This window comes from Nocardioides sp., assembly GCF_031397825.1.
Lineage (GTDB): Bacteria > Actinomycetota > Actinomycetes > Propionibacteriales > Nocardioidaceae > Nocardioides.
The window spans coordinates 1-18,724 of the sequence record NZ_JANNML010000032.1 but is presented as its reverse complement, the minus strand read 5'-3'; the positions used below and the strand labels follow the sequence as shown (position 1 = coordinate 18,724).

The 18,724-nt window shown below is 70.8% G+C and carries 14 protein-coding genes and 2 pseudogenes; 6 read left to right on the top strand and 10 right to left on the bottom strand.

Features of this window, described 5'->3' with window-relative positions; genetic code table 11:
- Positions 1 to 7: 7 nt before the first annotated feature.
- Together RMN98_RS02545 and RMN98_RS02540 are read right to left on the bottom strand one after the other, a co-directional pair.
- A complete protein-coding gene (locus RMN98_RS02545) occupies positions 8 to 1,441 on the bottom strand; it encodes a gamma-aminobutyraldehyde dehydrogenase (RefSeq protein WP_309647233.1) in 1,434 nt (477 codons plus the stop codon).
- A gap of 93 nt (positions 1,442 to 1,534) precedes the next feature.
- Complete coding sequence (locus tag RMN98_RS02540) at positions 1,535 to 3,154, bottom strand: amidohydrolase (RefSeq protein WP_309647232.1); 1,620 nt, start codon at positions 3,152 to 3,154, stop codon at positions 1,535 to 1,537.
- Positions 3,155 to 3,268: 114 nt separating this feature from the next.
- Between RMN98_RS02540 and RMN98_RS02535 the strand changes: the two genes are divergently transcribed.
- Both RMN98_RS02535 and RMN98_RS02530 read left to right on the top strand, forming a co-directional pair.
- The gene (locus tag RMN98_RS02535; RefSeq protein ID WP_309647231.1) at positions 3,269 to 4,660 is read left to right on the top strand and encodes an aspartate aminotransferase family protein; all 1,392 of its coding nucleotides are present in this window, start codon (positions 3,269 to 3,271) and stop codon (positions 4,658 to 4,660) included.
- Positions 4,661 to 4,878: 218 nt separating this feature from the next.
- Positions 4,879 to 5,826: a type IV toxin-antitoxin system AbiEi family antitoxin domain-containing protein gene (locus tag RMN98_RS02530; RefSeq protein ID WP_309647230.1), complete on the top strand. Its 948-nt coding sequence runs from the start codon at positions 4,879 to 4,881 to the stop codon at positions 5,824 to 5,826.
- Positions 5,827 to 5,917: 91 nt separating this feature from the next.
- On the opposite strand, the gene RMN98_RS02525 is transcribed toward RMN98_RS02530, so the two are convergent.
- Genes RMN98_RS02525 through RMN98_RS02510 form a run of 4 tightly spaced genes read right to left on the bottom strand, consistent with a single transcriptional unit; the run spans position 5,918 to position 9,909 of the window.
- On the bottom strand, positions 5,918 to 6,709 hold the full coding sequence (locus tag RMN98_RS02525; protein WP_309647229.1) for an ABC transporter permease: 792 nt from the start codon (positions 6,707 to 6,709) through the stop codon (positions 5,918 to 5,920).
- A complete protein-coding gene (locus tag RMN98_RS02520; RefSeq protein ID WP_309647228.1) occupies positions 6,706 to 7,566 on the bottom strand; it encodes an ABC transporter permease in 861 nt (286 codons plus the stop codon). The genes RMN98_RS02525 and RMN98_RS02520 overlap by 4 nt, the downstream gene beginning before the upstream one ends.
- Positions 7,563 to 8,732 carry an ABC transporter ATP-binding protein gene (locus RMN98_RS02515; RefSeq protein WP_309647227.1) on the bottom strand — a complete coding sequence of 390 codons (1,170 nt, stop codon included), beginning with the start codon at positions 8,730 to 8,732 and terminating at the stop codon, positions 7,563 to 7,565. The genes RMN98_RS02520 and RMN98_RS02515 overlap by 4 nt, the downstream gene beginning before the upstream one ends.
- Positions 8,716 to 9,909 (bottom strand): spermidine/putrescine ABC transporter substrate-binding protein, encoded by a 1,194-nt coding sequence (locus tag RMN98_RS02510; RefSeq protein WP_309647226.1) that lies wholly within the window; start codon positions 9,907 to 9,909, stop codon positions 8,716 to 8,718. Before RMN98_RS02510 ends, RMN98_RS02515 begins: the two co-directional genes overlap by 17 nt.
- A gap of 163 nt (positions 9,910 to 10,072) precedes the next feature.
- Between RMN98_RS02510 and RMN98_RS02505 the strand changes: the two genes are divergently transcribed.
- Together RMN98_RS02505 and RMN98_RS02500 are read left to right on the top strand one after the other, a co-directional pair.
- Complete coding sequence (locus RMN98_RS02505; RefSeq protein ID WP_309647225.1) at positions 10,073 to 10,546, top strand: Lrp/AsnC family transcriptional regulator; 474 nt, start codon at positions 10,073 to 10,075, stop codon at positions 10,544 to 10,546.
- Positions 10,531 to 11,916, top strand: coding sequence for an FAD-binding oxidoreductase (locus RMN98_RS02500; RefSeq protein WP_309647224.1), 1,386 nt, complete (start codon positions 10,531 to 10,533; stop codon positions 11,914 to 11,916). Before RMN98_RS02505 ends, RMN98_RS02500 begins: the two co-directional genes overlap by 16 nt.
- Before the next feature lie 2 nt (positions 11,917 to 11,918).
- Here RMN98_RS02500 and RMN98_RS02495 read toward each other — a convergent pair whose 3' ends face one another.
- Positions 11,919 to 13,352, bottom strand: coding sequence for a M1 family metallopeptidase (locus tag RMN98_RS02495; protein WP_309647223.1), 1,434 nt, complete (start codon positions 13,350 to 13,352; stop codon positions 11,919 to 11,921).
- 222 nt (positions 13,353 to 13,574) lie between these two features.
- Here RMN98_RS02495 and RMN98_RS02490 point away from each other — a divergent pair, with 222 nt between their 5' ends.
- Together RMN98_RS02490 and RMN98_RS02485 are read left to right on the top strand one after the other, a co-directional pair.
- On the top strand, positions 13,575 to 14,432 hold the full coding sequence (locus RMN98_RS02490; protein WP_309647222.1) for an RIO1 family regulatory kinase/ATPase: 858 nt from the start codon (positions 13,575 to 13,577) through the stop codon (positions 14,430 to 14,432).
- Between the two features lie 31 nt (positions 14,433 to 14,463).
- Positions 14,464 to 15,546 carry a Rossmann fold nucleotide-binding protein gene (locus RMN98_RS02485; protein ID WP_309647221.1) on the top strand — a complete coding sequence of 361 codons (1,083 nt, stop codon included), beginning with the start codon at positions 14,464 to 14,466 and terminating at the stop codon, positions 15,544 to 15,546.
- Between the two features lie 142 nt (positions 15,547 to 15,688).
- Here RMN98_RS02485 and RMN98_RS02480 read toward each other — a convergent pair.
- From RMN98_RS02480 to rlmN, 3 genes and pseudogenes are all read right to left on the bottom strand, one after another.
- Positions 15,689 to 16,726, bottom strand: a pseudogene (locus tag RMN98_RS02480) (glycosyltransferase family 4 protein); the annotation flags it as partial.
- A gap of 248 nt (positions 16,727 to 16,974) precedes the next feature.
- Positions 16,975 to 17,751, bottom strand: a complete 777-nt coding sequence (locus RMN98_RS02475; protein WP_309647220.1) for a GNAT family N-acetyltransferase — start codon at positions 17,749 to 17,751, stop codon at positions 16,975 to 16,977.
- A gap of 188 nt (positions 17,752 to 17,939) precedes the next feature.
- Positions 17,940 to 18,665 (bottom strand): annotated as a pseudogene (gene rlmN / locus RMN98_RS02470) (23S rRNA (adenine(2503)-C(2))-methyltransferase RlmN); the annotation flags it as partial.
- Between the last annotated feature and the right edge of the window lie 59 nt (positions 18,666 to 18,724).

Sequence of the window (18,724 nt, the reverse complement as noted above, 5' to 3'; positions counted from 1 at the left end):
GTGTCCGTCACTGTCCGATGTACGACATCACGTGCTTGATGCGCGTGTAGTCCTCGAGGCCGTACATGGAGAGGTCCTTGCCGTAGCCGGACTGCTTGAAGCCACCGTGGGGCATCTCGGAGACGAAGGGGATGTGGGTGTTGATCCACACGACACCGAAGTCGAGGCGCTTGGACATGCGCATGGCGCGAGCGTGGTCCTTGGTCCAGACGCTGGAGGACAGGCCGTACCTGACCCCGTTGGCCCAGCGCAGTGCCTCGGCCTCGTCGCCGAACTTCTGGACCGTGATGACCGGGCCGAAGATCTCGTCCTGGACCTGCTCGTCGTCCTGCTTCAACCCGGAGATGACGGTCGGGGTGTAGAAGTAGCCGCGGTCGCCCTGGCGCGAGCCACCGGCCTCGAGGTTGGCGTGGTCGGGCAGCCGGTCGACCATGCCGGCGACGCGGGCGAGCTGGTGCTCGTTGTTGAGGGCGCCGTAGAGGACGTCCTCGTCGTCGGGCATGCCGGTGCGGGTGGCCCTGGCCTGCTCGGCCAGCGCCGCCACGAAGTCGTCGTAGACCCCGGGACCGGCGAGCACGCGCGTGGCGGCAGTGCAGTCCTGGCCGGCGTTGAAGTAGCCGGCCTCCGCGATCGCGGCAGCGGCCTTCTCGATGTCGGCGTCGTCGAAGACGATGACCGGCGCCTTGCCCCCGAGCTCGAGGTGGACCCTCTTGACGTCGGCAGCGGCGGCACCGGCGACCTCCATGCCCGCGCGGACCGAGCCGGTGATGGACACCATCTGCGGGGTCTTGTGCTCCACGAGCGCGCGACCGGTGTCGCGGTCGCCGCACACGACGTTGAGCACACCCGGCGGCAGGAACTCCTGGCACAGCTCGGCCAGCAGGGTCGAGCTCGCGGGCGTGGTGTCGCTGGGCTTGAGGACGATCGTGTTGCCGGCCGCCAGGGCGGGTGCGATCTTCCAGATCATCATCATCAGCGGGTAGTTCCACGGCGTCACCTGGCCGACCACGCCGATCGGCTCGCGGCGGATGAAGGAGGTGTGGTCGGCGAGGTACTCACCGGCCGACTTGCCCTCGAGCACGCGGGCGGCGCCGGCGAAGAAGCGGAAGTGGTCCGAGCTGGGCGGCAGCTCCTCGGAGGCGGTCAGGCCCAGCGGCTTGCCGGTGTCGCGGCTCTCCACGCGCACGATCTCGTCGGCGCGGGCGTCGATGGCGTCGGCGATGTGCAGCAGGGCGCGGGCCCGCTCCTGCGGGGTGGTCTCCCCCCAGGCGTCGAAGGCGGCGTCGGCAGCGGCGTAGGCGCGGTCGACGTCCTCGGCCCGCGACATCGGGGCCTGCGCGTAGACCTCGCCGGTGCTCGGGTCGACGACGTCGTAGGTCTCGCCCGCGGAGGCGTCGACGAGCTCGCCGTTGACGATGTTCTTGAAAGTCTGGTCAGCCATGTGGGGAGCCTAGTCAGGGCACGACGATATCTGTAGCCCTGAGGGACGAATTGATGCGGATTCCGTCGTCATTCTCCCGCAACACGAGGCAGATCAGTGGATCTCGCGTCCGTCGACCCAGGTGCTGACGACCTCGGCCGCCCCGATGCCACCCGGCAGCCCGCTGAAGGGATCACGGTCGAGCACCACCAGGTCGGCGACGGCACCGGGTCGCAGGACCCCGGCGTCGTCACGGTGGTTCACCCAGGCGCTGCCGGAGGTGTAGGCCGCGAACGCCGTCTCGAGCGCGAGGGCCTGCTCGGGCAGGAAGGGCTCCTCCCCCGCCGGGCCGGACTCGCCGTGGGCCGTGCGGTTGACCGCGACGTGGATCGCCTGGAGCGGGTCGGGCGTGCTGACCGGCCAGTCGCTCCCGGCGACGAGGCGGGCACCGGCGCGGTGCAGGTCTCCGAACGGGTACTGCCAGCGAGCTCGCTCCTCCCCCAGGAACGGCAGCGTCAGGTCGACCATCTGCTCGTCGAGGCAGGCCCACAGCATCTGCACGTCGGCGGCGACCCCGAGGGCGGCGAACCGCCCGACGTCGTCGGGGTGCACCAGCTGGAGGTGGGCGATCTGGTGGCGTCGGTCGTGGCCGGGGTCCAGGCCCTCGAAGGCGTCGAGCGCCTCCCGGACCCCGCGGTCGCCGATGCCGTGGACGTGCACCTGGAAGCCCTCCCGGTCGAGGCGGGCGACGTGACGGCGCAGCGCGACGGGGTCGACGAAGGAGTGGCCGGTGTTGGTCGTCGCGTGGCCACACCGGTCGAGGTAGGGGGTCGTCAGCGCGGCCGTGCCGTTCTCCGCGACCCCGTCCTGCATGACCTTGACGCTCGTGGCCCGGAAACGTCCGTGGGTGTAGAGGTCGCGCCGCGCGAGCAGGTCGGCGACCTGCTCCTCGCCCCGATCGCGGTCCCACCACAGGGCACCGACGACGTCGGCCGTCAGGTCGCCGCGCTGCGCGGCGCGGAGGTACGTCGGTCCCGGGTCGTCCATCCCCGCGTAGGCGCCGACGATCGCGTCCTGCCAGCCCGTGACGCCGAGCGAGTGGAGGTGGGCCTGTCCGGCCAGGAGCGCACGGTAGTACTCCTCCTCGCTCGTGGGCGGCGTATGGCGAGCGACAGCGTGCATCGCGCCCTCGTGGAGCGTGCCGGTCGGGTTGCCGTCGGCGTCGCGCTCGAAGTGGCCGTGGGCCGGGTCGGGCGTGGTCGCGTCGATGCCGGCGATCTCCAGCGCACGGGAGTTGACCCAGGCGCCGTGGTGGTCGCGGTTGGGCAGGAAGACCGGCCGGTCCGAGACCACGCGGTCGAGGTCGGCCGCAGTCGGCGTGCCACCGGGGAAGGCCGACATCGCCCAGCCGCCGCCGAGGATCCACGGCAGCTCGGGGTGGGCGGTCGCGTAGGCGGCGATGCGCTCGAGGTAGGCCTCGCGGCCGTCGAGCTCGGAGAGGTCGCAGCGGATCCGCTCGAGCCCGCCCTGCACCGCGTGGACGTGGGCGTCCACGAAGCCCGGGGCGAGCAGGCCACCGGCCAGGTCCACGACCCTCCCGCCCGGGAGCGCGTGGCCGGCGGGGTCGCCCGCGAGGACGTCGGCGATGCGCCCGTCCACGACGACGACCGCACCGGGACCGACGTACCGATGACCGTCGAAGAGGGCGCCGTTGCGGAAGACCGTGGTCGTCATGGGCGCATGTCTACCAGGCGGGGCGACGCGGTCGCACAACGAATTCCGTCGCTCTCAGCCGACATGACGACGGATCCGCTTGCTCTTGTGGCGTTCGACAGGGAGGATGACCGCATGACGTTGGACTACGACCACCTGCAGCGCGCGGCGAAGGACCACCTGTGGATGCACTTCACGCGCCACTCGACCTATGACCACTCCGACGTCCCCATCATCGTCAAGGGTGAGGGTGCCTACATCTGGGACGCCCAGGGCAAGAAGTACCTCGACGGTCTCGCCGGGCTCTTCGTGTCCCAGGTCGGCCACGGTCGCACCGAGCTCGCCGAGGCCGCCGCCAAGCAGGCCTCCGAGCTCGCCTTCCACCCGCTGTGGTCCTACGCCCACCCGACCGCCATCGAGCTGGCCGAGCGCGTCGCCGGCTATGCGCCGGGCGATCTCAACCGGGTGTTCTTCACCTCCGGCGGCGGCGAGGCCGTGGAGTCGGCGTGGAAGCTGGCGAAGAACTACTTCAAGCTCACCGGCAAGCCGATGAAGCACAAGGTCATCAGCCGCTCGATCGCCTACCACGGCACCACCGCCGGCGCCCTCTCGATCACGGGCCTGCCGGGGCTGAAGGCGCAGTTCGAGCCGCTGGTGCCCTCGACCTTCCGGGTGCCCAACACCAACTCCTACCGCGCGCACGAGCTCACCGGCGGATTCCTCGACGGGCACTCCGACCCCGAGGCGTTCGGCCGTTGGGCGGCCGACCAGATCGAGGTGGCCATCGCCCACGAAGGCCCCGAGACCGTGGCCGCGGTCTTCCTCGAGCCCGTGCAGAACGCCGGCGGCTGCTTCCCGCCCCCGCCCGGCTACTTCCAGCGCGTGCGCGAGATCTGCGACCGTCACGACGTTCTGCTCGTCTCCGACGAGGTCATCTGCGCCTTCGGCCGCCTGGGCCACATGTTCGGCGCCGAGCGCTACGGCTACCAGCCCGACATCATCACCTGCGCCAAGGGCATCACCTCGGGCTACGCACCGCTGGGCGCGATGATCACCTCCGACCGGCTGATGGAGCCGTTCCTGCACGGGCACGAGTCCTTCGCCCACGGCTACACCTTCGGCGGCCACCCGGTGTCCACCGCGGTCGCGCTGGCCAACCTCGACATCTTCGAGCGCGAAGGTCTGCTCGAGCACGTGCGCGCCAACGAGGGTGCGTTCCGCTCGACGCTCGAGCGCCTCAAGGACCTGCCGATCGTGGGCGACGTCCGCGGCGACGGCTACTTCTACGGCATCGAGCTCGTCAAGGACCGCGACACCCGCGAGACCTTCAACGAGGAGGAGTCCGAGAAGCTCCTGCGCGGCTTCCTCTCCAAGGCGCTCTACGACGAGGGGCTCTACTGCCGCGCCGACGACCGCGGCGACCCCGTCATCCAGCTCTCTCCCCCGCTGATCTGCGGCCAGGAGGAGTTCGACGAGATCGAGCACATCCTGCGCGTCGTCCTCGACAAGGCGTCCACGCTGCTCTGACGCCGAGCCGGCGCGATGTTGCAGGGCGTACGCCGAGTCGGCGCGATGTGGCAGGACGTGCGCCGAGTCGGCGCGATGTGGCAGGACGTACGCCGAGCCGGCGCGATGTTGCAGGACGTACGCCGAGTCGGCGCGATGTTGCACCCCCGTCAGGCGGTCGTCCACAGGGGGCGATCTGGTCGGGTTGAGTCGGGCGGGGCTCGGGCAGACGGCCCCGCATGGCCCCACACCCCACGCCGGCGACCCTCCCCACCCGCCCGTTCACGATCGCCGAGGCCGACGACGCCGGCCTCGACCGACCGCGGTTGTCGCGCCTGACCGCCGACGGGGAGCTCCGCCGGATGCTCAACGGCGTCTACGTGCCGGCGTACCTCGCAGACTCGATCGCGCTGCGATGTGAGGCATTGAGCCTGGTGGTCCCGTCCGACGTCTTCATCTGCGACCGGACGGCGGCCTGGCTGCACGGTGCGACCGGCGCGCTCGCGCCCGGGGAGCACCTGGACGTGCCGCTCGTCTCGATGTTTCGCGCGAGCGACGCCGGTCGGTTGAGGAACCCGGTCGCGGCCAACGGCGAGCGCCGCATCCGCCCGTCGGACGTGATGGAGCTGCACGGGCTGCGCGTCACGACCCCGCTGCGCACCGCCCTCGACCTCGGGCGTCTGCAGCGCACCGCAGACCTGAGGCTCGCGGGCATGGACGCGATGTTGCGGCTCGGTCTCTTCACGCACCACGAGCTCCTGGCCGAGGTGCGGCGCTTCGACCGTCAGCGGGGCGTCGTCCTCCTGCGCGAGCTCGCGCGGCGAGCCGACGGAGGTGCAGCGTCGTTCGGGGAGTCCGCACTCAGGAACCGGTGGTGGGACGCGGGGCTGCCGCGGCCGCGGACCCAGATCCCGGTCGAGGTCGACGGCGTCGTCCGGTTCTACCTCGACATGGGGCTGGAGGAGTGGCTGTTGGCGGCGGAGTACGACGGGGAGGAGTGGCACGGCGAGGAGCAGACCGAGCACGATGAGTCGCGGCGCCGGTGGATGGCATCGGAGCGCGCCTGGCAGATCGAGGTGTTCGAGAAGAGGCACGTCTTCGGCCACCACCAGGACGCGGAGCAACGGCTGCGCCGAACAGCGGCGGCAGCTCGCGCGATGTTCGAGCGGCGTCGTACGTTCACGTGAGCCGCAACATCGCGCCGACTCGGCGTACGCCCTGCAACATCGCGCCGACTCGACGTACGCCCTGCAACATCGCGCCGACTCGGCGTACGCCTTAGGCCGGCGCGCGGCGCCGGTTGCGGACCTCGGAGCCGAGGACCAGTAGGATCGAGACGACGAACATCAAGGTGCCGACGACGTTGACCTGCATGGGGACGCCGACCCGCTCCTGGCCGTAGACGTACATCGGGAACGTCGTGGTGTTGCCGGAGTTGAGGTTGGTGACGATGAAGTCGTCGAAGGACAGCGAGAAGCTGAGCAGCGCCGCACCGAGGATGCCGGGCAGCACCAGGGGGAACGTGACGCGCCAGAAGGTCTGGCCCGGTGTCGCGTAGAGGTCCATCGCCGCCTGCTCGAGGTCGTCGTCCATGCCCGCCAGACGGGCGCGGACGGTGACCACGACGAAGGACAGGCAGAACATCACGTGGGCGATCAGGATCGTCCAGAAGCCCAGCTGGCCGGCGAAGCCCGACGCCACGAACAGCGCCAGCAGCGACGAGCCGAGGACGATCTCGGGGGCGGCCATCGGCAGGAAGATCAGCAGGTTGGACGCCGAGCGGCCGGCGAAGTCGTGACGCACCAGGGCGAACGCCGCGAGCGTGCCGAGGACGGTCGCCAGCAGGGTGGCGAGGAACCCGATCTGGATGCTGGTGAGCAGCGAGCTGCACAGGTCGTCGGGACCACAGGGGTTGCGCCAGTTGTCGAGGGTGAAGCTGCCGAACTTGTAGACGTTGCGGCCGCCGGGGTCGTTGAAGCTCATGCCGACCACGACGAAGATCGGGATGAACGTGTAGACGAGCACGAGCAGGCCCAGCATCAGGACCAGGTGCTCCCGGATCCACCTCACAGCAGCTCCTCCGTCCCCGCGCGGCGAACGTAGACCAGCACCATGGCCAGGATCAGCACCATCAGCAGCACCGACAGCGCCGAGGCCACCGGGTAGTTGTTGGCGTCGGTGAACTGCGCCTGGATCACGTTGCCGATGACCCGCTCGTTGGTGCTGCCCAGGAACTGCGCATTGATGTAGTCACCGACCGCGGGGATGAACGTCAGCAGCGTCCCGGACACGACGCCCGGCAGCGACAGCGGCCAGGTGACCTTGAAGAACCCGACGAAGGGGTTGGCGTAGAGGTCGCTGGAGGCCTCGATCAGCCGGTGGTCGATCTTGTCGATGCTCGCGTAGAGCGGCAGCACCATGAACGGCAGGAAGTTGTAGGTCAGGCCCGCCACGACGGCGATCGGCGTGGCGAGGAGCCGGCCGTCGTCACCGAGGACCTGCAGCGTCTGCAGGGTGTTCACCACGAAACCGTCGTCAGCGAGGATCAGCTTCCACGACAGGGTGCGGACCAGGAAGCTGGTGAAGAACGGCGCGATGACGAGCACCAGCATGAGGTTCTTCCAGCGGCCGGCCTTGAACGCGATGGTGTAGGCCAGCACGTAGCCGAGCAGCAGGCAGAACGCCGTGGCGATCGCGCCGTAGAGCAGCGAGCGGCCGAAGGGGCCGGCGTAGTCGCGGACCACGTCGGCGTAGTTGCTGAAGGCGTAGGTCATCTCGTAGCCGCGGAAGTCCGAGCCGCCCTGGTCGAACAGGCTGGTCGCGACCAGCGAGTAGAACGGGATGACGAAGAACAGCAGCAGCCACAGCGCGGCCGGGAACAGGAGCAGGTAGCCGACCTTGCCCTTGCGCCGTACGGTCTCGCTCACCGATCGTCTCGCTGGGCGCCGGCGGTCGCGTCCTGGGACTGGTCGAGCAGAAAGGCGTACTCCGGTCGCCAGGACAGCTCGACCTTCTCCCCCGTCACGAACATCCGGCGGCGGCCCGTGTTCTGCTGGAACACCTGGAGCTCCTGGCCCCAGGGCATCCGCACGAGGTACTGGGTGCTCACGCCCACGAAGCTGACGTCGGTGATGACACCGCCGGGGATCGTGTTGCCGGGGGCGTCGAGCTCCTCGCCCGGCTCCCCGAGCAGGACCTTCTCGGGACGGATGCCGACCCAGCCCTGGTCGCCGTCGACGTGGGTGCGCCCGGTCGGCACCGAGACCTGGATGCCGTGCATGTCGACGGTGGTGACGTCGGCGGCGCGGGAGACGACCGTGCCGGAGACCAGGTTGGACTGGCCGAGGAAGTTGGCGACGAACGTCGAGCGCGGGTTCTCGTAAAGCTCGGCCGGCGCACCCATCTGCTCGATGACCCCGGCGTTCATCACCGCGACCGTGTCGGCCATGGTCATGGCCTCCTCCTGGTCATGGGTGACGTGGATGAAGGTCTGCTGCACCTCGGTCTGGATCCGCTTGATCTCGATCTGCATCGCGCGACGCAGCTTGAGGTCGAGCGCTCCGAGGGGCTCGTCGAGCAGCAGGACCTCGGGCTCGTTGATCAGGGCCCGCGCGAGCGCGACCCGCTGCTGCTGGCCGCCCGAGAGCTGGGCCGGCTTCTTGCGTGCCTGGGAGGTGAGCTCGACGAGCTCGAGCATCGCCTCGACCTTCTCCTTCACCTGAGCGGACTTGCGACGACGCAGGCCGAAGGCGACGTTCTCGAAGATGTCGAGGTGTGGGAAGAGCGCATAGCTCTGGAAGACGGTGTTGACCGGACGCCGGTAGGGCTTGGCGTAGGTGATGTCGTTGCCACCGAGCACGATCGAGCCCGACGTCGGCGTCTCGAGCCCCGCGACCATCCGCAGCGTGGTGGTCTTGCCGCACCCCGACGGTCCGAGCAGCGCGAAGAACGACCCCTTGGGCACGTCGAGGTCCAGCGCGTCGACCGCGGTGAAACCCCCACCGAAGGACTTGGTGAGCTGCGAGAGCCGCAGTCCGTCGTACGTCGGGTCGCTCGCGGCCTGCGCCGCGACGTCCTCAGCCAGCTGTGACATCGGCCCACTCCTTCTCGTACTGCGCGTTCTGCCGGTCGTCGAGCGGCATGAAGTCGAACGTGTCGGCCAGGAACTCGTCGTCGGGGAAGATCAGCGGGTTGTCGACCAGCGAGGGGTCGAGCTTCTCCATCTCCTCGCGGGCGCCGGCGACGGGACAGATGTAGTTGACCCAGGCAGCGAGCTTGGCCGCGACGACCGGGTCGTAGTAGTAGTCGATCCACTGCTGGGCGTTGGCCTGGTGCGTGGCCTGGTTGGGGATCATCATGTTGTCGCTCCAGAGCGACAGGCCCTCCTCCGGCACCACGAACTTGATGTCGGGGTTCTCGAACTGGGCCTGGATGACGTCCCCGGACCACGCCTCGCAAGCGAGCACGTTGCCGCCCGAGAGCTCCTGGAGGTAGTTGTTGCCGGCGAAGCTGCGCAGCTGCCCGTCGGCGATGGCCTTGCGGAGCCGGTCGAGCGCGTTCTGCCACTCGTCCTCGGTGAAGTCGCGCGGGTCGGCCCCGACGACCTTGAGCATGAAGCCCATGGTGTCGCGCATCTCGGTGAGCAGCGTGATCTTGCCGGTGAGGTCGGAGCGGCTGATGAGCTCCTCGAAGCTGCCGACCTCACCCACCTCGGCGGCGTTGTAGGCGATGCCGGTCAGGCCGCTCTGCCAGGGCGCGTGGAACGTGAGGTCGGGGTCCCACTGCTTGTCGCGCAGCGAGTCGATGATGTTGGCGTGCAGGTTGGGGACCGCGGCCTTGTCCATCGGCTGGATCCAGCCCAGGCCGATCATCCGCGCCGCCATCCAGTCGGTCAGGACGATCATGTCGCGGTCGATCGGGTCGCACGAGCCGAGCTGGTTCTTCACCTTGGCGTAGAACTCGGCGTTGTCGTTGACGTCGACGTTGTAGTCGACCGTGATGCCGGTCTGCGCCTGGAACTCCGCCATGGTCGAGGTCGGCTGCTTGCGCGGGTCGATGTAGCCGGTCCAGTTGGAGATGACCATCGAGCGCTCCCGGGCCGACACGTCGGCGGCGCGACACTTCATCGGGTCCTGGGCGGCCCCGTCCACGGAGAAGAACGGCAGCTTGAGCGCAGCGAGGCTCACGCCGGCGAACGCGACCGCGCCACCGCCCTTGAGCACCCCCCGACGGGACAGGGTCGAGCGACGTGCGAGTTCGTCAGGCGGCATACGACTTCCCTCTGTTGCGAGACCGATCCATCGGATCGTGTCATGACGAACGGTGCCCGACAAGGGATCCAGTCGATATGAAACCCGCTCGCAACTAAATCGATTGCCACCGACTCGCCCGCGAAACGTGCCCACAGCCGGCCGACCGGCTAGTTTGACGCCCATGACGAGGAAGCAGGAGCGCGCCGGGGTCACCCTCGACGAGGTCTCCAAGGCCATCATCGAAGAGCTCCAGGCCGACGGGCGCCGCTCCTACGCCGCGATCGGCAAGGTGGTCGGCCTCTCCGAGGCTGCGGTGCGCCAGCGCGTGCAGCGTCTCATCGAGAGCGGCGTCATGCAGATCGTGGCCGTCACGGATCCCCTCCAGCTCGGCTTCGCCCGCCAGGCGATGATCGGCGTCAACGTCGACGGGCCGCTGGAGTCGGTGGGCGACGCGCTGGCCGACCTCGAGGAGGTCGACTACGTGGTGATCACCGCCGGCCGCTACGACCTGCTCGTCGAGGTCGTGGCCGAGACCGACGACCACCTGCTGGAGCTGATCTCCGGCAAGATCCGCGAGGTCGAGGGCGTCGTGTCGACCGAGACGTTCATGTACCTCAAGCTGCGCAAGCAGACCTACTCGTGGGGCGTGCGCTGAGCACGTACGACGACCTGTCGCTGTGGCACGCCACCGCGGGCGACCGGTGGCTACCGCGGGCGGCGCTGGACGGCGACACCGACTGCGACGTGGCCGTGGTCGGCGCCGGGTTCACCGGGCTGTGGACCGCCTACTACCTGGCCGAGGCCGATCCGTCGCTGCGCGTCGTGGTGATCGAGGCCGAGACCGCCGGCTTCGGGGCATCGGGGCGCAACGGCGGCTGGTGCTCCGCACTCTTCCCCGCGTCGCTCCCGAGCCTGGCCTCGCTCGCCGGGCGTGACGCGGCGTTGGCCCAGCACCGCGAGATGCGCGCGACCGTCGACGAGGTGGTCCGCGTGGCCGCCGCCGAGGGGATCGACGCCGACGTGACCAAGGGCGGCACGATCACGCTGGCCCGCTCGCGACCCCAGTGGCAGCGCGCGCAGCAGGAGGTCGCGACCGCACGCACCTGGGGCCGCGACGGGACCGACGTACGGCTGATGGGGCGGGGTGAGACCCGCGAGCGGTTGCGCGCGACCCGCACGCGCGGTGCGACCTTCACCCCCGACTGTGCAGCGATCCACCCCGCCAAGCTGGTGCGGGGGCTGGCCGAGGCCGTGGAGCGTCGCGGGGTGCGGATCGTCGAGCAGACCCGGGTCACCTCGATCGTGCCCGGTCGTGCGGTGACGAAGCGCGGCGTCGTCCGCGCCGAGCACGTCATCCGTGCGACGGAGGGGTTCACGCCCGGTCTGCCCGGAGCGCGGCGAGCCGTGGTGCCGGTCTACTCGCTGATGATCGCGACCGAGCCGCTGCCCGACGCGGTCTGGGAGGAGATCGGCCTGCGGGAGCGTGAGACGTTCAGCGACCACCGGCACCTGGTGATCTACGGCCAGCGCACCGCCGACGGACGCTTGGCCTTCGGCGGCCGAGGTGCTCCCTACCACTGGGGATCCAAGGTGCGCCCGGACTTCGACCGCGACGCACGCGTGCACGCCGGGCTCTGGACGACCCTGCTCGACCTCTTCCCGGTGCTGCGTGGCACCCGCGTGATGCACGCGTGGGGTGGCCCCCTGGGGATCCCCCGCGACTGGTGCGCCTCGGTCGGCCTCGACCGCACCACGGGGCTCGGGTGGGCCGGTGGCTACGTGGGGGACGGCGTCGGCACCACCAACCTCGCCGGCCGCACGCTGCGCGACCTGGTCCTGCGCCGCGACACCGAGCTCACCCGGCTTCCCTGGGTCGGCCACGCGTCACGTCCGTGGGAGCCGGAGCCCCTGCGCTGGCTGGGGATCAACGCCGGGCTGCGCGCCATGACCCTCGCGGACGCCGAGGAGGCGCTGACCCGTCGGCAGAGTCTCGCCGCTCGGGTCGTCGCGCCGTTGCTGGGCTGAGGTCAGGACAGCCCGTGGGCGCTGGTGCGCGCCGGACGGGTGGTGCCGCGCAGCCACGCCGCGAAGAAGCCGGCGAGGTCGCGACCGCTGACCTGCTCGGCCATGGCCTCGAAGTCCTCGGTCGAGGCGTTGCCGCCGGCGTGCTGGTCGACCCATCGGCGCAGCAGGGCCCAGAAGTCGCGCTCGCCGACCACGCCGCGCAGGGCCTGGAGGAGCATCGCGCCGCGCACGTAGACCGCGTGGTCGAAGAGTCGCTCGACCCCGGGGTCGTCGAGGCGGACCTGCCAGAAGTCGACGTCGCCGTGGTGCTCGTCGTACTGCTGCTGGAGCCAGCGGGCGCCGTCGATCCGGCCGCGGGTCTCGCCGTAGCGGACCTCCATGAAGGTGGCCGCCCCCTCGTTGAGCCAGATGTCGTGCCAGCTGTCGACCGACACCGAGTCGCCGAACCACTGGTGGGCGAGCTCGTGCACCACGACCGGGCCGGAGCCGGGCGCCAGGACGGGATAGACCGGCCGCGTCTGGTTCTCCAGGGCGAAGGGCGTGGTCAGGCTGGTGGTCACTCCCCCGGTCGAGCCGAAGGGATAGGGGCCGAGCTGGGTCTGCAGCCACGACGTGAGCCGCGCGGAGTGCCGCATCAGCCGCCGCGAGCGCCGGAAGTCGGCGCCGGGGATCGCGCGTGAGACCGCGGTGACCCACGGGAGGCCGCGGTGGGTGCCGCGCTCGACCTCGAACGGCCCCGCGGCGAAGTAGGCGAGGTAGGGCGCCATCGGCTCGTCCGAGCGCCACCGCGTCGTTGCGAACGCCCCGGTGACCTCGCGCCCGACGCGCTGGCCACCGGCGACGACCACCTTGCCGCGCGGCACGCTGATCGAGATGTCCATCAGGGCCTTGTCGCGGGGGTGGTCGTTGGCCGGGAACCACCAGGTCGCCATGTGGGGCTGGTTGACCGCGATCACCTCGGTGCTGCTGGCGACCCAGTTGGACTCCCCCTCCCAGGCGATGTCCGCCGGGTGACCGACGTAGCGCACCACGACGTCGAACGTCCGGCCCGCAGCGATCTGCCGCACAGGCGTGATCGTCAGCTCGTGCGGGTCGGGGCGATCGAGGACGGCCGGCTCGCCGTCGACGGTGGCGCCCGTGACCGGCAGCAGCAGGTCGAGGTTGAAGCTCGTCAGCGGCTCGGTGGCGGTGATCGTGAGGCGCGTCCACCCGCTCAGGCGACGGGACCGGAAGCGGTAGGTGTCGTGGATCTCGTAGCGCTGGACGTCGATGCCGCCGTTGCCGTCGAGGGGGAAGTAGTCGTCGCCGATGCCCGCGGATCCCGACCGTGCCACCGGTGCGGAGTCGTCCGGACCCGCCCCGGGGTGGCCGTCGGCCGACGGGGCGAGCACGAGCACCAGAGCCAGGGCGGCGAACGCCGCTGCTGCTGGCTTCATGCGCCTCAACCTAGTCCAGCGGGAGCTGACACCGGTGTCCGCAACGCGGAGGGGCCGACGTCGACGACGTCGCACTAATTCGGTTGCACCGCACCGATGGCCGGCTCCACCCTGGAGCCAGCCATCGGTGTCTGCCGGTGCCCGACGACGAGGAGCGTGACATGTCGACGACTGTCCCTGGCCTGACCTCAGACCACCCCTCCTCCTCGCACTGGAGCACCCTTGTCATCCCAGCCCTCGTCGTCCCCGGACGACACCCCTGATCGGTCCTTCACCTTTGACTTCACCGTCTACGACGACCTCGACGACCCTGCCCAGCGCTGGTCGACCTGGCTCTCCGTCGAGCCTCTGTGCCGCGGCCCGGAGCCCCGTCCCGACTGGCTCGTGACGTCCCAGGGCGCCATCGACACCGACCTCGGCATCCTCAAGACCGGCAAGGAGGGCGACGTCTTCCTCCTGGAGCGAGCCGACCCCCTCGACCCGGAGCGGTCGGTCGTCATGGCCGCCAAGCGGTACCGAGGCGAGGAGCACCGCTCCTTCCACCGCTCGAGCGCCTACACCGAGGGTCGCAGGACGCGGAACACCCGTGACGCGCGCGCCCTGGCCAAGAAGTCGGCGCACGGCCGGGCGGTTGCCGCCGGCCAGTGGGCCTGGGCGGAGTGGCAGGCGCTCGTGCGGCTCCACGAGATCGGCGTACCGGTGCCCTACCCGGTCCAGATCGACGGGACCGAGATCCTCATGGAGTGGGTCCAGGTCGACGGGGAGACGGCCCCGCGCCTCGCCCAGACCCGCCCCGACCGGGAGCTGTTGGAGTCCTACTGGGCCCAGCTGGTCGACACCCTGACCACCCTGGTCCGGCACGGGATCGTCCACGGCGACCTCTCGCCCTACAACATGCTGGCGGCGGGCGACCGGCTCGTGGTCATCGATCTCCCGCAGGTCGTCGACCTGGTCGCCAACCCGGCCGGGATGGACTTCCTGCTGCGCGACTGCACCAACGTGGCCACGTGGTTCCGCTCGCGGGGTCTCGAGGTCGACGAGCAGGAGCTCTTCGGGGAGCTGATGGCGCGGGCCTTCTGAGTCGTTCACGGGGTCGACTAGGTTCGGCCCCGTGAACCGAACCAGGGGCCGTGGCGTCCGTGTCGAGACGCTCCACGACTTCGACCGGCGGATCGCCCGCGGCGCTCACCGCTTGTCCGGGTGGCGGCTCTACGGCGTCGACCTCCGCGACCGGTCGGCCGAGCTGGCGACGTGCCGCGTGTCCGGGGCGACCTTCCTCGGGTGCACCTTCGCCGAAGGTGACCGCGAGCGGGTCGAGGCCGCGGGCGCGCTGGTGCTGCCGGCGATCGACCACGTGCCGGTCGACGTCTACCGGTCACGGCTCTACGCGGTGGACGAGCTCTACGACACGACGTCCTACGCCGACTCGCTCGACGCCCGGGCCTACGCCTGGTCCCAGCACGGGGACGCCGAGGACGACACGCTCGCCCGGGCGCTGCACGACCACGCCATCGACCAGGCACTCGCGACGTGGACCCACGGTCGACGCCTGGTCGGCGTCATGGGCGGGCACGCGCTCACCCGCGACCAGCCCGCCTATGCCGACGCCGTGCGCCTCGGCGCCGGTCTGGGCGCTCACCACGTGGTCGCGACCGGCGGCGGCCCCGGGGCGATGGAGGCGGCCAACCTGGGCGCTCGCCTCGCGGGTCGCGACGCCGGGGACCTCGACGCCGCGCTCGCCCTGCTGGCTGCCGCGCCGTCGTACCACCCCTCGGTGGGGGCGTGGGTGGGATCGGCGCGGGCCGTGCTCGCGCGCTTCCCGGAGCACGCGGAGAGCCTGAGCATCCCCACGTGGCACTACGGGCACGAGCCGGCCAACCTGTTCGCGACGGCGATCGCGAAGTACTTCCGCAACTCCACCCGCGAGGCGATCCTGCTGGAGGTGTGCGACGCCGGCATCGTCTTCCTGCCGGGGGCCGGGGGGACGGTGCAGGAGATCTTCCAGGACGCCTGCGAGAACTACTACGCCGACGAGTCGTCCGTGGCGCCGATGGTGCTGGTCGGACGCGAGCACTGGACCGAGACCGTGCCCGCCTGGCCGTTGCTCCAGTCCCTTGCCCGGGGTCGCGCCATGGAGCAGCACGTGCACCTCGTCGACACCGTCGACGAGGCCGTCGCCCTCGTCGCCGGCTGACGCGTCCGCCGGCGAGGCGGGCCGGCGTGGCGCGGACGGCGATCACGTCGCGGTAGTGACCGACCAGCGCCTCGTTAACCGACTGCCACGACCGGTCACGCACGCTGCGCCGGGCCGCGAGGCCCATCGTGCGACGGGTGAGCTTGTGGCCGACCAGGCGGTCGACGTACGCCGCGAGGTCGGCGCCGTCACCCGGCTCGTAGAGGTGCCCGGCGACCCCGTCGGCGACGACGTCGATCGGACCACCGGAGCGCGGCGCGACGACCGGGACCCCGGAGGCGAGCGCCTCCTGCGCTGACTGGCAGTAGGTCTCGTGGCGGCCGGTGTGCACGAAGACGTCCAGCGAGGCGTAGGCGCGGCTGAGGTCGTCGCCGTGGAGGACCCCGAGGAAGGTGGCACCGGGGAGCAGGCTGCGCAGCCGCTGCTCCTCCGGGCCACCTCCGACGACCACCAGCGCGTAGCGGGGGTCGTCCGCCAGGTGGCTCAGGAGGTGGAGCTCCTTCTCGGGCGCCAGACGACCGACGTAGCCGACGAGCAGCCGGCCGTCGGGGGCGAGCTGTCGACGCAGGTCGGCGGAGCGCCACACCGGGTGGAACGCCTGGAGGTCGACGCCGCGCGGCCACAGGGCGGTGCCCGGGATCGCGAGGTCGCGCAGCTGCGCGAGGCTGGCCGAGGAGGGCGCCAGGGTGCGGTCGACCTTGGTGTGGATGCGGCGCGTCAACGACGCCATCGCCCGGCCGCCACCGGGCACGTCGTAGCGCTCGGCGAAGCCGACCAGATCGGTCTGGTAGATCGCGACCGTCGGGATCCCCAGGCTCTGCGCGGCCTTCGCCGCCTGGTAGCCCAGCGTCGCCGGCGAGGCGATGTGCACGACGTCGGGCGCGAAGCGCTCCATGATCGAGCGCAGCCGGCGCCGGGTCTCGAGCCCGATGCGGAAGTCGGGGTAGAGCGGCAGGTTGGCGCCACGGGCGTGCAGCACCGGGAACCCGGCGTACGACGACGGGCCGGTGGGCGCGACCAGCGCGGCGTCGTGCCCGGTGGCGGCGAGGTGCTCGAGCACCCGGCGCACGGAGTTGGTGACTCCGTTGACCTGGGGCAGGAACGACTCGGCGACGACGAGGACGCGGAGGCGGTCGGTGCGGGCGGCGGTGGTCCTGGGCAGCTCGATCAGGTCGGCCATGGCAGTGACGCTAGGAGCGCCGCAGCAACGCCCGCCGATCGCTGCGTGGCCGGTGCATGAACGTCGTGGGACGGGTGGAGGCCGTGGTGTCGTGCATGAGTCCCCGGTCAACCGGGGAACCTGGCGCTTGTCCGCCAGTCCCGCCGGGCACTTCACGACCCGATCGGCGCTGCTGAGCGTGGGGGCGGCGGCACGGGCGGCGAACTGCCGACACACCGGCCGCGCCGGCCGCGCCGGCCGTGACGGGGTCAGCGCAGCGGCACGACGTAGGACAGCTCCTGGCCGAAGACGGAGAACCCCGCCCTGCGCAGGATCGGTCCGGAGGTCTCGACGCGTCCCTTGACCAGCCCCATGGTCAGACCGTGCTCACGGGCGTAGTCGAGCCGCGCGGAGAGCAGCGCCCTGTAGACACCATGGCCGCGGGCGTCCTCCAGGACCGAGCCGCCCCACAGCCGGGCCACGTGGTCACCCACGGCGAGGCCGGAGGCCCCGACCGGGCGACCGTCGAGGTAGGCGACCAAGCAGCCGCCCTCACCGGCGGGCACGGTCGTGGCCGCCGTGCGGGCCGCTGACACGAGCTCCTCGTCCGGAGGCATCTCGTCCCCGAACACGCTCGTCTGCACGATCTGGGCGTCGCGCTCGGTGGCGACGTCGGTGTTCCACCGGAGCTCCACGTCGGTCGGGACGTCCAGGTCGACCGCGGGGCCGGTGAGGTCCAGGGCGAGCACGTCGAGCGTCTCGTCGACGACGCCTCCGAGCGCGACCACCGCGTCCTCCAGCCCCTCGGGCGAGCCGAGCGGGACCCACCAGAGCAGCTCGTCGACGTCGTGCTCGCGGGCGCGCTCCATCACCTCACCGACGGCGTCGTCGAGCGGGCGGCGGGGCTCGAGGCGGAGCAGCGCCAGGGGCTGGGTGAACCACGCCGGGTAGCGCACCAGCAGCAGCTCGTCGGTCTCCACCGTCGTCGCCGACTCCGGCACCCAGGTCCACGCCGCGCACGCGGCTGCCACGTCCTCGGGGGTCATGCGCGGCTCCCGAGCGCCCTGGCCAGGCGCCGCTTCATCAAGGTATGCAGGCGAATATCCACGCCTCACGGTAGGTCGAACAGCGCGGAACTTCCCACGGCGACACGCCACCTCCCACGAGGTGCACGCCGTGGGGAGTGGCGTTTCGTCGACGTACCTTGATGGAGCGGCAGCCGAAACAGCCGCCCTCAGGCCTCGGTCGCCGCCAGCTGCCCGCAGGCGCCGTCGATCTCGCGGCCACGGGTGTCGCGGACCGTGGTGGGGACGCCCTTGGCCTCGAGCCGGCGGACGAACTCGCGCTCGTCGGCGGGGTCGGACGCGGTCCACTTGGAGCCGGGGGTCGGGTTGAGCGGGATCAGGTTGACGTGGACCCAGCCCCAGTCGCCGTAGGAGCGCAGGACGTCGCCGAGCAGGTCGGCGCGGTGGGCCTGGTCGTTGATGCCGCGCATCATGGCGTACTCGATGGAGACGCGGCGCTTGGTGACCCGGGCGTAGTTCCAGGCGGCCGCGACGGTCTCGGCGACCGAGAACTTGGTGTTGATCGGCACCAGCTCGTTGCGCAGCTCGTCGTCGGGCGCATGCAGGCTCAGCGCCAGCGTGACCGGGATGCCTTCCTCGGTGAGCTGGTTGATCCGCGGCACCAGGCCGACCGTCGAGACGGTGACGCCGCGTGCGGACATGCCGAGCCCGTCCGGCGTGGGGTCGACGAGGCGGCGTACGGCGCCGATGACCGCCTTGTAGTTGGCCAACGGCTCCCCCATCCCCATGAAGACGACGTTGGAGACACGGCCGGGGCCGCCGGGCACCTCGCCCCGGGCCATCGACCGGGCGCCGGCGACGACCTGCTCGACGATCTCCGCGGTCGACATGTTGCGCTGCAGACCGCCCTGGCCGGTGGCGCAGAAGGGCGCCGCCGCCATGCTCGTCGGTCGCGGCGATCATCATCGGTGTCAGAATGTAACCCGGATGCACG